The sequence below is a fragment of the Methylobacterium tarhaniae genome, from assembly GCF_001043955.1.
Taxonomy (GTDB): Bacteria; Pseudomonadota; Alphaproteobacteria; order Rhizobiales; family Beijerinckiaceae; genus Methylobacterium; species Methylobacterium tarhaniae.
The window spans coordinates 1-14,987 of the sequence record NZ_LABZ01000013.1; the positions used below are offsets into that span (position 1 = coordinate 1).

Annotated in this window: 6 protein-coding genes; 1 reads left to right on the top strand and 5 read right to left on the bottom strand. The window is 73.0% G+C overall.

Features of this window, described 5'->3' with window-relative positions; all coding sequences use genetic code 11:
• Positions 1-1,529, bottom strand: a 1,529-nt coding sequence (locus VQ03_RS02060) for a hypothetical protein (RefSeq protein WP_208605466.1), incomplete at its 3' end; no start/stop codon positions are given.
• Positions 1,526-8,818 carry a cupredoxin domain-containing protein gene (locus VQ03_RS02065; RefSeq protein WP_167376048.1) on the bottom strand — a complete coding sequence of 2,431 codons (7,293 nt, stop codon included), beginning with the start codon at positions 8,816-8,818 and terminating at the stop codon, positions 1,526-1,528. The genes VQ03_RS02060 and VQ03_RS02065, both read right to left, overlap by 4 nt.
• A gap of 421 nt (positions 8,819-9,239) precedes the next feature.
• Between VQ03_RS02065 and VQ03_RS02070 the strand changes: the two genes are divergently transcribed.
• A complete protein-coding gene (locus tag VQ03_RS02070; protein WP_245291931.1) occupies positions 9,240-10,607 on the top strand; it encodes a Fic family protein in 1,368 nt (455 codons plus the stop codon).
• Here VQ03_RS02070 and VQ03_RS02075 read toward each other — a convergent pair.
• The 3 genes from VQ03_RS02075 to VQ03_RS02085 all read right to left on the bottom strand — a co-directional run bounded on the left by VQ03_RS02075 (position 10,588) and on the right by VQ03_RS02085 (position 14,939).
• Positions 10,588-11,820 carry an NAD(P)/FAD-dependent oxidoreductase gene (locus VQ03_RS02075; protein ID WP_048449199.1) on the bottom strand — a complete coding sequence of 411 codons (1,233 nt, stop codon included), beginning with the start codon at positions 11,818-11,820 and terminating at the stop codon, positions 10,588-10,590. The genes VQ03_RS02070 and VQ03_RS02075 overlap by 20 nt on opposite strands.
• Positions 11,821-11,893: 73 nt before the next feature.
• Positions 11,894-13,594 (bottom strand): IlvD/Edd family dehydratase, encoded by a 1,701-nt coding sequence (locus VQ03_RS02080; protein ID WP_048449200.1) that lies wholly within the window; start codon positions 13,592-13,594, stop codon positions 11,894-11,896.
• Between the two features lie 364 nt (positions 13,595-13,958).
• A complete protein-coding gene (locus VQ03_RS02085) occupies positions 13,959-14,939 on the bottom strand; it encodes an NAD(P)-dependent oxidoreductase (RefSeq protein ID WP_048449201.1) in 981 nt (326 codons plus the stop codon).
• Positions 14,940-14,987 lie beyond the last annotated feature (48 nt).

The window sequence follows — 14,987 nt, forward strand, 5'->3', positions numbered from 1 at the left end:
CTCGACGGGGATCGGCACGGCAGGCCGTCCGGCCCGCCGATTCCCGTCGTGGTGACGAGCTCCCACGCCCCGCCCCGCGGCAGCTGCGCCGTCGCCTCGAAGGCCCCCTCCCCGCGCGGGACGAGCGAGCGCGGAAAGGCGGCGAGCGCCACCGGCGGATCGCCCTTGAGGTCGATCACCTGGGCGGGCGCGGAGGACAGGCCGCCGCCGGCCAGCACGACGTGCAGCAGGCGCCCGCCGGGCCGCATCACCGCCACGGCCGGGAGCGGGGCGAGCGGCGCCATCATCGGGCCGCGGCGCGGCAGGCCCGGGCCCTCCGGACCGCCGAGGCGCACGTCGCGCGAGGCGGCGTCGCCGCTCCTCAGCGCCGCGAGGTCGATCACCGTCACGACCGGACGGGTCGGCCAGGTGAGGAAGACCGTATTTCCGAGGATGACCGCTTCGTCGATGGGCTCGGGCGCCGCGAAGCCGTGGATGCGCCGGCCGAGGCCGAGATCGAGGACGCTCAGCTCGAACGCACCCGCCTCGCCGTCCCGGGCGCGTGCCTCCACCTCGCGGCGTGACAGCACGACGGCCCAGCGGCCCGCCTCGTCGGCGCGGATCGCCAGCGGCATCCCGGGAACGTCGAGGGCGTCCGGCCGCCCGGGGCTGTCGGCGTAGAGGCGCACGAGGCCTCCGTCCCGGATCGTCAGCACGGAATCGGGCGTCGCCGCGGCGATCCCGGCGAGGCTTCCCGGGGCGAACCGCGTCACCACCGCGCCGGTGCCGCGATCGAGCATCAGGCCCGCGCCGTCGCGGCCCGCCGCGAGGAGGCGGCCGGGTCCCGCTCCATGCAGGTCGGGACCCGCGAGCGGCAGCGCCAGGAGCGTCGCGCCGCCCCGGTCGAGCAGCCGGACATGGTCGTCCTCGGCCAGCCAGAGCCGGCCCGCCGGCGCGGGCAGGAGCGCCCGCGGGCCGGCGAGCCCGGCGGCGAGGATCGCGGGGCGGCCGAAGGGCAGCGGCACCGTGACCACGTCGCCCCGGTCGGGCCGGCCATAGACCAGCTCGCCGCGCTCCGGATGGACCGCGAAGCCCCCGGGCCGGCCTTCCATCGGTACGATCCCCGCCACGATCCGCGCCGAGGCCGGACGATGCGGATCGACGATCGCGACGCGGTTCTGCGCGTCCAGCGTGACGAGGGAGAGGCCCGCCAGGGGCACGTCGTCGCCCGAGAGGCGCCCGGTCACCCGCGCGGCCCGGGCGCTGTCCTGGCAGGTCGAGGCAGTGGGGCCGAGGGGACGCAGCCAGGCGACCGGGCCGGTCACCGCGCGGGCCGGCCCGCCCGGGTCGCGGAAGTCGAGGCGGATCCGGAACGGGACGCCGACCGGCGCCTCGGCGAGGTCGCCCCCGTCGAGACCGGCGAGTTGCGCCGTCACCGCGAGGCCGGCACTGCCGAAGGCCGTGGCCGGCGCCTCCGCGGCGCCCGTCCCGCCCCATCCGATCGCGGCGGCGAGGCCGAGCGGGACGGCCCGGAGCGGCCGGCGGCTCACGGCCGGCACGCCGCCGCGGCCGCGGCGGCTCCCTTCACCGCGACGTGCCCCCACGCGCCGGCCGCGAAGATCGCCTGCGGCCCGTCGCGATAGAGATAGGTGCCGGGCTGCCGGGGGGCGCAGAACGCGGCGGTGAAGGCCTTGCCCGGCGCGAGGTGACCGGAATGCCCGGTGCCGAATCCCGGCAGCAGGTCGTCGTAGGATGCGCCGAGTGTGACGAAGGCACGGTGCCGGGCCCGGCCGGCCGGGTGGGCGAGGCGGATCATCATCTCCTCGCCGGCCCGCGCGTCGAGGGTCGGGGTCGGCACCGGGGCGTAGGCGGTCGAGAAGAAGCGGGGATCGAACACCTCCCTGTTGAGGTTGGTGTCGTCGTCCGGGTAGTCCCTGAGCCCGAGGGCGCCGCCGAGCCGCCGGGTGAAGGGCGCGGTGCGGTAGCTCACGCCCTTCTCGCCGAGATCGTAGGAATCGTCGCAGACGGGGCAGTTCGGCAGCGGGTGGCCGGGCAGGCCCTCATACTTGGCGGGCACGGGCGTCGGCCCGTTCCCCGCCCAGAGGCGGCTCCACAGGTTCAGCCCGTCCTGCACGATCAGGGCGTGCTCGCGGATCGTCGCCCCCGGGATCCGGACCGGGCAGGCCGCCCCGTTCGCGCCGGCGGTGTCGGGCGGGCAGAGCCTCACCGCCGCGACCTCGACCGCCACGCCGCCCCTGCTCTGGACCGGGGAGACGACGTGGAGCAGGGGTTTCCGCCCAGGATGCTCGGGATCGGGGCCGGGACGGCCGGGATGCACGGCGCCCTCGGGCTCCACCACCAGCATGCCGGTCAGGCCGTGGGCGGCGTGGCCGATCAGGTCGCCCGCCACCCGGATCGGCAGCGCGCCGGCCGCGTAGGGAATCGCCGACAGGAATGCGGCCTGGTGGTCGGCCAAGTAGGCGGCGAGGCGGTCGGCGACCTCGTCCGCGTTGGCGGCGGCCTCGCCTCCGGCCCTCGCGCTGAAGTTGAGCTCCGCTCCGGCGCCGTCGGCGCAGAGCAGGATCGTCAGGAAGGCGAACTCGACGAGGCCGGACCGGCAACCGCCCGAAGGGCGGTTCTCGATCCAGACGGAGGGGAGCCGGCTGTCGGGGGGCAGCTGCCAGGGGAAGAAGGCCGACAGGGCGCGGGCATCGACGCTGAGCGAGCCGGCATAGAAGGTCAGCGTCCTCCAGGAGCGATCGGGCAGGCACTTGCGGTCGCCGAGGCGGCATCCGGGAGGATCGGACGGGTCGAGCCCGCGCGCCTCCGCCTCGGTGAAGAGCGGCGGCATCTGGTTGATCCCGAACGGGAACGGCACGCCGTTGCGCGGCGTGGTCAGGGCGGCCGGCAGGGTGAAGGTGATCCGGCTCGACGGCGAGACGCCCCGGCCGCTCTCGTGATTCTGGGGCGGATCGGTATTGAGCGGCACGATCCTGGGCATCAGCGCGTCGCCCGGCACGTCGCGCAACCCGCCGTTCTGGTCGGGCTGCAGCGCGTTGATCATCACCACGCTCACGCAGTCGCCGGCATTGACCCGCAGCACGTACGGCTCGGGCTGCGTGACGCCGGCGTAGCGGTCCTTGAGCAGTGTCACGATCGCCGCGCGATCCGGCAGCGCCCCCGCCGTCGCGATGTCGTAGAAGGTCAGGATCTCGCGCGGGCGCTTCGTCTCCGGGTCGATGCCGGGCGGCACGGTCTTGCGCAACTCCTCGAAGGGGAGCGACGCGATCATCAGCCCGTCCGGATCGTAGAGGCCGGCCCGCTCGTCATAGGGCAGGCCGGGAATCCGGGGCAGGCCGGGCGTCGGGAGGCGGTGCGGCATGCCGAGGATCTCGTCGGCCCGCACCGCCACCATGATCGTCTCGACCGCCTGCGCTCCCGCCGGGCAGACGAGCGGCTCGGCGGTCGCCGTCCGGGGCAGGGCTTCGTCGTCCGCTGCCGCCGCGGCGGCTTGCGCGGCGGCGCGCTCGTCCGTTCGCGCGGCGACCGCGTCGGTGCGCACGGGCCTGAACCGCTGCCGCGCGCGAGGCTCCAGCCGGGTGAGGCAGTCCTTCGCCTGCGGGTCGAGCAGGCATTGCGCGAGGTCGGCGGAGCGCGGACGGTCGTAGATGCGAACGAGGCCCCAGGCCCCGTTCCAGATCGCGTCGGCGGAGCCGAAGCTGTACATGTAGTCGAGCGCCTGGCGCAGGTCGGCCTCTTTCTTGTCGTCGTTACCGCCGTCTCCGATCGTGATCTGCTTGCGGGCGGTGTCGCGGTTCAGGCCGGGGCCGGTCCCCGAGAGGTTGCGCAGGATATCGCTCGTCCAGGGCCGCTCGGGCGCGCGGGCGGGCAGGGCCCGGCGCGGCGCGCGCAGCCGCCCGGAACTGGCCGCGTAGGAGGCGATGGCGGCGTCACCCAGCAGGCTGCCGTTGCCGGGGGCGGTCGCGCTGAGGCGTGCGCCGATCTCGAAATGCTCCGAGAGCCCGATCTCCTGGGCCGGGGTGATGCCGGCGAGGTTGTCGCAGCCGGCGATCAGGCGCTCGTGCGTCGCCCAGAAGCCCGCGGCCGGCCCGGTCTTGCCGACGAGGCCGGCGAGGTCGCGCGGGCGCCCGTCGCGGGCGTCGCGCGCCTCGTGGCAGCGCTCGTTGCGCGGACGCAGGGCGGTCGCCAGGCGGGCGAGGTGCGTGCGCGCCGTCGGGAAGGCCTGGTCGGCGTTGCGCCGGAAGGCGATGCCCTCGATGTGGAAGGTGTGCTGCACCTCCTGCGCGCCCTGGACCATGCGCAGCAGCACCCGTTCGCGGGAATAGGCCTCGATGACCGGCGTGCACGGGTCGCCGTGGATCTCGATCGTGGTGGCGTCCTCGTTCCTGGATGGGGACCCGCCCTTCGCGGCGGCCCCGTTCTTCGGGGGGGCCTCGCGCTCCCACACGCTCCGGAAGGCGTTGGCGAGGTCGCCCTTCTCGGTCCGGAGCTGGTGGCGGATGTCGCGGTGGTTCTGCCGGTTCGGTCGGTCCGCCTCGTCGGCGACGGCGCAGGGGTTGACCGCGAAGGCGAGAGGCCGGCCGCCCTCGTCGGTCGTTCCGACCCGGAGCGGCACCGGCTCGTTGCGGTAGTTCACCAGGTAGGGATCGTGGTGCTTCTGGCTGAACGCCTCCGGGCGCGGCGGGGGCGCCACCGGGCGGCCATGCGCCTCGCGCCAGGTCTCGGCGTGCAGCGCCAGCATCTCCACCTGGCCCTTGTGGTCCGCCCGGGATCCAGCCTCCTCCGGGGGACGCCCCGGCCGGTCGTCCGGGATCCGGCCGTCGGCGGTCACGCAGAGCCCGGCCGACCGGGCCGGAATGCGCTCGTCCTTCTCGATGTCGGGATCGCGCTTGGCGGCCTCGGTGAGGTCCTTCACCTGGCAGCGCGCCTCGACGACGAGCCGCGCCATCCCCTTCAGGGTCGGCTGCGTGCGATCGATGTCCTTCGCGAACGCGTCCGGCCGCTGCCGGGCGCCGTCGTAGAGCAGCGCGAAATCCGCGATGGCGAGGGCGAATTCGCGGGTGTTGGGATGGATCGGGTCGGTACCGCCGGCCGTCCCGGCGGGCATCGCCTCGACGACGGCGCGGGCGCCGACGAGCCCGCGGTGCCCCTTGGCCAGCTCCTCGGCCAGTGTCGGCGTCACCGGCGCGCCGGCCGCCGGCCATGGCGGCGGCGTCACCCGCTCGGGCATCGTGGCGCCGGCCTCCTCGGGGCCGGCATGGCGCTCGACGCCGTGGGTGTTGGGCTCGATGAGGAGGGCGGCGTAGTAGCCGTGCTGCTGGATGTTGCTCGGCCCGAAATGGTCGTGCGTGAACACGGTCCGCAGCGTCCGGTCGGCCGCCTTGCCGTCGCCGGTATTGGACAGGACCGGATCGGCGAACCAGCGCTGGACCGTGGTCTGGAAATAGGCTTGGCGGTTGCCGGGCCCCTTGCGCCACCAGAGCTGCGCCTCCCGCAGCTGCTTGCGCGCCGCGACCATCGCGGTGCGGTCGTTGCGCGTCGCCGCATCCTCCAGGGCGGCCTTGGCGGCGGCGAGGTCCGTGCATTCCTGCCTGCGCGCGGGCACCGTCTGGTCCGTCTCCCCGGGATCGATCCGATCCGCCTTGCCCGTCCGGGCGGCGCAGATCCGGGCCAGGATCTCGTCGGGCGCGAAGGTCCCGTCCTCGTAGTTGAAGCCGTTGCCGGAACCGTCGGCGGAGGTGACGTCGAACTTCACCAGGTGGATGTGCTGGCCGATCGTGTCGGTCGGCACGCGGAGCTGGAAGTCGTCGAGCTCGAGGTCCTTGGGCAGCTCGTTGGTGTGGCGCAGCTCGATGCACTCGCCGGAGAAGCCGCGGAAGAAGAACGGCTCGGCCCGGGCGCTGCGCGACTCCTTCCAGGCATCGGCCTCGTCGGTGAGGACGGCGATGCGGGCCTGGGGATCGTGCCAGCCGGCGCGGTTGACCGTCATGTCGAACTGGATCGCCGAGACGGCGTAACGGCGAAAGCCGAGGAGGCCCGGATCGGGCACGAAGTCGAGGCTGCCGCGCAGGGCTTGCAGCACCGCATCCCCGGCGATGGCCGGGTCGGGCTTCGGCGTCAGCACCGCGCCCTCGAACAGGTCGCGCTCCGCGCCGTCGGCCCGGAACCCGACGAAGCGGCGGAACGGGCTGCCCGCCAGGGTGGTGGCGGCCCCGCAGGGATCGGCATAGGGCGCGCCCGGGGCGGGCGGCGCACCGTTCACCGGAAACCCGGCCGGGTCGAGCCGCGGGGCGCCGGCGAGGGGCGGCAGGCGCAGGGACGGGTAGCTGCCGAGGGCCTGTGCCCCGATCCGCTCGCCGAGCGCGTTGCGCAGGCTCAGCGCATCCCCGCCCGGCCGCTTGCCGTCGTGGTGGAAGCCCATCGCGTTCTGCTCGAGCCGCGTGCCGGCATGCGGCAGGAGCCTGAGGGCGAGCCACTCGTAATCCGAGGTCGCGTCCCCGAGCGCCAGCATCCGCGGCACCAGGGCCGGGGCGAGCGTCTCCATGGCCTTGGGCTCCTGCCGGACCTTGTCCTTCTCGGCGGCGGTCATCACCGCCGGCAGGGACAGGCCGCCGGTGACCACGTGTCGGGGCAGGCCGCCATCGAGGAAGGGGCGCCGCGGCTCGGGCTGCGCCGCATCCGCTCCCGGCTTCGACGCGGGGTCGAGGTTCCGGGCCATGTCGAGGGGCGGCTGCGGCGCGCGGTGCCCGGGCTCGCCGGCGATGAAGAAGGGATAGCCGGGCACGCCGTCGGAGTCGGATCCGGCATAGACGGGCAGGAGCGGCGCCGCCTCGCCGGGAATGGGCACCAGCCCGGGGATGGGCGTGCCGTTCGTCTGGCCGTCGCCCTGCCACTTGCCGGATTGCCGGTCGACCGACCCTTCCCGCCGCTCGCCCGGTGTCTTGTTGACCTCGACCGAGAGGCCGGGCTCCTTCTGCCCGTCGGGCAGGACGCGGCTGCCATCCTCCAGGACGTCGTGGACGCGCCAGAGCGCCCACATGCCTTGCGCGAAGTGCGGGTAGAGGTGGCAGTGGAAGATGGCGTCGCCGACTGTCCGGTTGCGGTTGCCCGATCCCTTGGCGGCCTCCCACCAGCCCCGGGCGCCAGCGGGCGCGAGGTCGCCGTGGTGGCGGTCGAGGCCGCCGTGATAGATGCGGTAGGTGAAGCCCTGCTGCGGCGCGATGGTCTGGCTGTCGAGATAGGCGCCGCGGTTCTCGTCGTTGCCGGCGAACCACTGGTGGCTGTGCAGGTGGAAGACGTGCGTCTCCTTGCCGACGTGGAAGTTCCGGAAGACGACCTTGTCGTTGAGGTAGCTGTGGTGGACGTTCGAGGGATCGTCCGGATAATGCTCCAGCAGCGCCGGGTCGCCGTTGGCCCAGCTCTCCAGGAAGAACTCCTCGTAGAGGCATTCCGGGCAGCCGGCGGTGGGGCCGATGCCCTTGCGGTTGGCGAGCACCATCGCCCCCGCGCCCGAGGAGCCGTAATTGATGGCGAAGCCGTCGCGGGCGGCGGAGAGCTGGCCGAACTGCGACAGGGCGCGCTGCGGATCGGCGTAATAGGTCTTCAGCTCGTCGTGGAACACCACCGTGAACTCGCGGAACGGCGCGCGGGCCTCCTGGTCGAGCCGGAGCGCGGTGCGCCGGTCCTCGCCGCCCAAGGCTTGGTCGATCGGCGGCAGGGCCCGGCTGGGATCCGGCACGATGATCGCGTTGAGGTCGCCATGGACGATCTCGGCGCGCGCGTAGGTGACGCCCTCGACCGTCTCGCTGCCCTCGCAGGGCCGGACCATCGCCAGCACCGGGACGGGGGCGCTGCCGCAGCGATGGGCGCCCGGCCGCTCGTCGCGGGAGCGCGAAGCCGTGGAGACGGCCGCGTAGTCCGGCAGCCCCGACCGGGCGTGCCGGACCGCCCCGGCCGCCCTCTCGGGCCAGGCCGCCTTGAAGGCGGCGCGCGAGACCTGGCTGCGCAGGGCCGTCGCGCCCGGCGCCTCGACGATCAGCGCACCGAACAGGCCGTGCGTGGCCGAGCCGGCATCGCCCTCGCCGCCGGCCGGCGCCGCCAGGCTGGAGAAGAGGTGCGTGCCCTCGCGCTCCAGCCGGAAGCGGCAGGTGAAGGATCCGCCCGGGCGCTTGGCGTCGAGGCCGAGGCAGGCCGGATCCACCTTGCCGTCGATCGGGAGCGGTTCCAGGCCCGGGATCGTGAATGACAGGCCGCGGGTCCTCGGCCAGTCGCCGTTCGGCGTCTCGGCGGGAGGCGCGGCCTGAGCCCGTTTCCCCGCCACCTCCCCTCCTGTCTCCCGTGCCTCGTTGCATTGCTGCGCGAACGCCTCGCGCTCGTCCGCGCGGGTCGGCCGCGTGCCGGAACCGCTCTGGGGCTGGCTGCACCACGTCTCCGAGAGGCCGGGCTGCGAAGCCTTGAGCAGGTTGGTCAGCGTGATCTCGAGGATGTCGCCGACATTGGCCCGCAGGGTGAGCGGCCGGGCGCGCTTGCAGTCCTTCAGGCGGACGGATCCCTGCTCCAGCCGCCCCTTACCGGCCTCGGTGCCGTCCAGCGTCCCGCACGTATCGGCTTCCGTCGCCTCGCCGGCCCCGAGTGCCGAGACGTCCCGGCGGAGGGCGAAGACCATCCCGTAGGGATTGAACGAGCCGAACCGGTTGTAGACGAGGAGCTGGTCGAGGGCGACGACGTCGGCGTGGACGATCCGCCGGGGCGGCACCTGATGGGCGGGTCCCCGTTCGGGTTCCTGCGCCGCCGCGCCGCCGCCGAGCAGCAGCGCCATCGCAAACAGGCCACGCCGCATGTTCGAATACTGCGGATCCGGTGCCGGTCCCTGGCTTTGCCGATGGAATAGCCAGCTGTTGTGAGACCATGGAAACAGCATCGACCACCCCCGACGGCCCCCGCACCGGCGCGAAACGGATCATCGGTCGAATTTCCATCGACTGCAAGTTGCATTTTCTGAATGCGCAAATATAGTCAGATGCGTTGCGACTGCGATCGCGGTTCCAGCAACCTATTTTGCGCCCGGATCCTGTCATGATGGCTGGATGACGGACCTTCTGCGCCTTCGTCCTGACTGCCGGCGAGTTTCCAATTGGACGTTCAGCGATGGGCAGGCCCCGACATCGTCCCGATGCGGGTAATCGAACGTGGTATCTGCTTCGGCTGAATGGCCACCATGAGGCGGTCGGCGTCGTGGCGTGGTACGGGCGCTGGGCTCGTCACGCTCGCCGGGAAACCCTGCACAAGTTCCCGATCACGTCGCCTTGATAGGCTTTTTGGCCAAAACCCTTATTATGGGTGGCAAACCGGCGCTGTCCGTGGCTTTTCCGATGAACCGTCAGCATCTCGCCCACGCCGTCCGCGAGCGTCTGGTCCGCCTCCCCGCGCCCTATGACAATCATTACGGCGTCGTCCCGCCGCCGCCGGAGGACGGCCTGCCCTTTCCCGGTGCCCTGGACCGGCTCGTGGCGGCGAGTGCGGCCCTCGCGCGGATTCAGACGATCGCGCGGGACATGGCCGATCCCTACCTCATCAGCCGCATCCTCACGCGCCGGGAGGCCGTCAGTTCCTCGTCCATCGAAGGCACTAACAGCACGCTGGACGAGCTGCTGGAAATCGACGACGCCGGCGACCCCGCCGCGGTGCCGTCCGGACAGGTGCGACAGGTTCGCGAATACGCCCTGTCCCTCGACCGACTCCTGCCGCAGGCCCGGGCGCGGGGTACCGCCATCTTCGACATCGACCTGATCCGTCATCTCCACGCCGAGGTCATGCGGTCCGATCCCGACTTCGCGGACGTCCCGGGTGAATGGCGCCGCAGGGTCGTGTGGATCGGGGGCACGGGCAACATCGCCTACTCGACCTGGAATCCGCCCCCGCCGGACCGGATCGCCGGCTGCCTCACCGAGACGGTGGAGTATCTCAGGAACGAGGGGATGCAGTCGATGACACGGAACCTCGTGGTGCGAATGGCCGTGTCGCACGCGCATTTCGAGGCGGTGCATCCGTTCCGGGACGGCAACGGCCGCGTCGGCCGGCTGCTGCTGCCGCTCATGATGGCGGCGGAGGGTCAGGTCCCGCTGTATCTCTCGCCCTATATCGACGCCCATAAGGGCGCCTATTACGCGGCGCTGAAGGGCGCGCAGCAGCGGCTCGACTGGGAGGCCGTCATCGGCTTCGTCGCGGACGCGGTCGTCGCGACCACGGACGAGCTGATGGTCACGCGCCAGGCCTTTGCCCGGCTGCGCGCGGCCTGGGAGGTGCGACGGCGCTTCCGGAGAGGATCGGCCGCGCTGCGGACGCTCGATCTCCTGCCGCATTACCCGGTCCTGACGGTGAGGCGGCTGGCCTCCCTCCTCGATGTCACGACCCCGCAGGCCGGCCAGGCCGTCGGCCAGCTCGTCGCGGCCGGCATCCTGACGGAGCGGACCGGCTACGCCCGCAACCGCATCTTCGCGGCCGGAGAGGTGCTGGCAATCGTCAGCCGGCCGTTCGGCGTCGAGCCGATCCTGCCGGTCCTCGACGGCGGCGAGGGGGCGGCCGGTCTCAGCGCCGGCCCGGGCTGAACGGCGCGGCCGGGACGAGCGGGGTCTCGCCCGACATCGCCTCGGCCAGGAGGCGGCCGGTCGCGGGGCCGAGGGTGAAGCCCTGGTGGCCGTGCCCGAACTGGAGCCACAGGCCCGGATGGCGCGGCGCCGGCCCGACGACCGGCAGCAGGTCGGGCATGCAGGGGCGGATGCCGGACCAGGGCGCGTTCTCGTGCGGACCGCCGAGGTCGAGGAGGTCCCGCGCGGCCGCCTCGGCGCGGGCGAGCTGGGCCGGGCCGGTCGCCGCCTCGGGCCCCGCCAGCTCGGCGCCGGTGGTGATGCGCAGGCCGGCCGCCATCGGGGCCAGGACGGTGCCGTTCTGCGCGTCGAGCAGCGGGAGGTCCAGCAGGCGGGTGCTGCGCCAGTGCCGGTGATAGCCGCGCTTGCGCACCATCGCGATCCGGTAGCCGAACCGGCGCAGGAGAGCGGGCGACCACGGCCCGAGGGCCACCACCGCGGCCTCGGCCTCCACCGTCCCGTCCGCGGTCCGGACGCGCCAGCCCCGCCCGCCTGGCCCGAGGCTCTCGGCTTCGCCCCGCAGCAGCGTCCCGCCGCGCCGGACGAACAGGGCGGCGTAGGCCGAAACGAGCGCGCCCGGATCCCGGACCGACCACGGATCCTCCCAGTGGATCGCGCCCGCGCCCGTCCGCTTCAGCGCCGGCTCCGCCGCGGCGAGCGCGTCCGGCGACAGGACCCGCGAGCGGACCCCGTAGCGCGCCCGCAGCCGCTCGGCCTCCGCCACGGCGTCCTGCATCGCCCGCCCCTCGCGGTGGAGGACGCGAAAGCCGCCCCGGCGGACGAGGTCGGCGGCGCCCGCCGCCTCGATCAGCGCCGCATGTTCGGGGGCGGCATGCGCGATGAGGCCCGCACAGGCGCGCGAGGCCGCCGCGTGGCGCCGGGGCGCCGAGTGCCACCAGTAGCGCAAGAGCGGCCCGAGATGGCGGTGGAGGGAGCGAACCTCGTAATGGACGTCGTTGCTGCGCCCGGTCGCGATCGCCCACAACGACGCCCGGTCCCGCGGCATGGCGTAGGGCTCGACCGCCTCGCTCTGGATGATCCCGGCATTGCCGTAGCTCGTCTCCCGACCCGGCTCGCCCCTATCGACGAGGACGACCGACCAGCCACGCTGCTGCAGGTGGAGGGCGGTACCGACGCCGGCCATGCCGGCGCCGAGAACGATCGCGCTGCGCAACTCACCGCCTCGGGGTTCGGATCGGCCACGGCCGGACGGCCGCCGGGAATTGGGTATGCAGGAGGCGCGCCTTTCACCCCTCCCGTCGCATGAAATCGAAGTCGCAGCCCTCGTCGGCCTGGGTGACGGTGTCGTGGAACAGGCGGGCATAGCCGCGGGCCGCCCAGTCGGGCCGGGCCGGGGGCGCGAGGGCGGCGGCCCGGGCGGCGAGCTCCGCCTCGTCGACGAGGAGGTCGATGCGCCGGCCGGCCACGTCGAGCTTGATGCGGTCGCCGGTCCGCACCAGCGCCAGCGGCCCGCCGACCGCCGATTCCGGCGTGACGTGGAGCACGATGGTGCCGAAGGCGGTGCCGCTCATCCGGGCATCCGAGATCCGCACCATGTCCTTGACGCCTGCCCGCGCGAGCTTCTTCGGAATCGGCAGGTAGCCGGCCTCCGGCATGCCCGGCGCCCCCTTCGGCCCGGCATTGCGCAAGACCAGGACGTCGTCGGCCGTGACGTCGAGGTCGGGGTCGTCGATCCGTGCCGCCATGTCGGGGATCGAGTCGAACACGACCGCTCTCCCCTCATGCTGGAGGAGCCGCGGGCTCGCCGCCGAGTGCTTGATGAGCGCGCCGCGCGGCGCGAGGTTGCCGGTGAGCACCGCCATCGCGCCGATCGGCTTGATCGGCCGGTCCGGCGAGCGGATCACGGTCTGGCCCGGCACGTCCTCGGCACCCGCCACCACGTCGCGCAGGGTCGCGCCCGTGATGGTCGGGGCGTCGAGGTCGATCAGCTCGCCGAGTTCGGCCAGGAGCTTCGGCACGCCGCCGGCATGGTGGAAATGCTCCATGTAGTGGTCGCCCGAAGGCTTCAGGTCGACGAGCACCGGCACCTCGCGGCCGATCCGGTCGAGGCTGTCGAGGTCGAGGTCGACGCCCGCCCGGTTCGCCATGGCGGTGAGGTGGATCACCCCGTTGGTCGAGCCGCCGATCGCCTGCATGACGACCTGTGCGTTGCGGAACGCCGCCGGCGTCAGGATCTCGCTCGGGCGCGGGCCTCCGGTCTTCGCCATCGCGGCGGCGCAGGCGCCGCTCGCCTCGGCGAGGCGGATCCGCTCGGCGTGGGGCGCCGGGATGGTCCCGGCCATCGGCAGGGCGAGCCCCATCGCCTCGATCATGCACGCCATGGTCGAGGCGGTGCCCATCACCATGCAGGTGCCGACGGACGGCGCGAGGCGCCCGTTGACGGTCTCGATCTCCTGCTCGTCGATCTCGCCGGCGCGGTGCGCCCCCCAGAGGCGGCGGCAATCGGTGCAGGCGCCCAGAACCTCGCCGCGATGGTGGCCGACCACCATCGGGCCGACCGGGATCACCACCGTCGGCAGGTCCACCGAGGCCGCCGCCATCACCTGCGCCGGCAGGGTCTTGTCGCAGCCGCCGATGACGATCACCGCATCCATCGGCTGGGCGCGGATCATCTCCTCGGTGTCCATCGCCATCAGGTTGCGCAGGTACATCGAGGTCGGGTGGGCGAAGCTCTCGTGGATCGAGATCGTCGGAAACACCATCGGCATCGCGCCGGCCAGCATCACCCCGCGCTTGGCCGCCTCGATCAGCTGCGCGGCATTGCCGTGGCAGGGATTGTAGTCGGAGGCGGTGTTGGTGATGCCGACGATCGGCCGGTCGAGGGCGTCGTCGGAATAGCCCGCCGCCTTGATGAACGCCTTGCGCAGGAACAGCGAGAAGCCCGCATCCCCGTAGCTGGTCAGTCCCTTGCGCAGCCCCTTGCCCATCGCGTGCTCCTCCCGGCGGCCTTTTCTCCGGTTCTACGGCCGGAGGGGTCGTTGTCAATGAAGCTCGCGCGCCTGCCAGAAAGGTGCGCTGGGAATCACGGAGCGGCAACGCCATCAATCATCATCGCCATTTCATGCCCGATGAGCCGCAAAACATCACAGGATAAATTTGGTCAATATTTGGTCTGCTTGCGGTATCATCCTCAGTGGAGTCGAAGGAAGCTTTGCCGGCAGCCGCCGAATGTCTCTGGTCCCATCGTATTTTTCTTTCGGGACCGTAGCGCGCCGCGATCGTCGATGGCCGGTCGCCACACGATCGGGTCGCGGGCGGGGCGAGCGCAAGGGTCTCCCCCCGCATCACCGCTCACGCCGGCCGCCGCGACCAGCTCTCCGCGTTGACGGCGCCCCGCGGCACCTCCCCCGCCAGGATGGCGCGCACCTGCGCCACGGTGTCGAAGGCCTGCGCCTCGATGGCCGGCGGCGTGAGGCCGCCGATATGCGGCGTGGCGATGATTCCGGGCAGGCCTGCGAGGTCGGGCGAGGGCATCTGGTCCGTGGCGCGTCCGACATCCAGGGCGGCGCCGGCGATCCGGCCCTCGGTCAGCGCCGCCGCGAGGGCTGCCTCGTCGACGAGGTTGCCGCGGGACAGGTTGATGAAGACCGCGTCGCGCCGCATACGCCGGAGCGCCGCGTCGTCGATCAGGTTCTCGGTCGCCTCGGTGGCGACAGCCAGGCAGACGACGATGTCGGCTTCCGCCAGCAGCGTCTCGAACCCCACTTGCCGGCCCCGCCCGGGCGGGACGGCGACGTGGGGATCGGAGATCAGCACCTCCATCCCGAGGGCGGCGGCGATGGCGGCGAGGTTCCGGCCGATCGCCCCGTAGCCGATGATCCCGAGGCGGCTGCCGGACAATTGCCGCCCCATCCGCGCCTCCGGCGCGCGGCCCGCCTGATAGTCGCCCGTCGCCCGCGAGATGCCGCGCGACAGGTCGACCATGAAGCCGAGCGCCAGTTCGGTGACCGAGGCGACGAAGCCCGGGGCGGCCTGGGTCACCAGCACGCCGGCCCGGCTCGCCGCCTCCAGGTCGATGTTCCGGATGTCGACCGCGCAGCGCAGGAACGCCCGGAGTTGCGGCAGGCCGGCGAAAACCTCGGCCGGGCCGGCGGCGAGCCGGTCGGCGACGACGAGATCGCTCCCGGCGGCAGCCGCGACGAGGGCGGGCGCGTCGAGGGGCTCGTCCCGGTCGTGAAGCACCACCTCGGCGAGGGATTGGAGCGCGGCGAGCGCGCGCGGGCCGTAATATTGCGCGCGACTGCGCGGGGTATGGGTCAGGAATACCTTCATGCCGGCCTCTCTCGTCGCGCGCAGGGCTCTCCGGGACAAGACATGGCG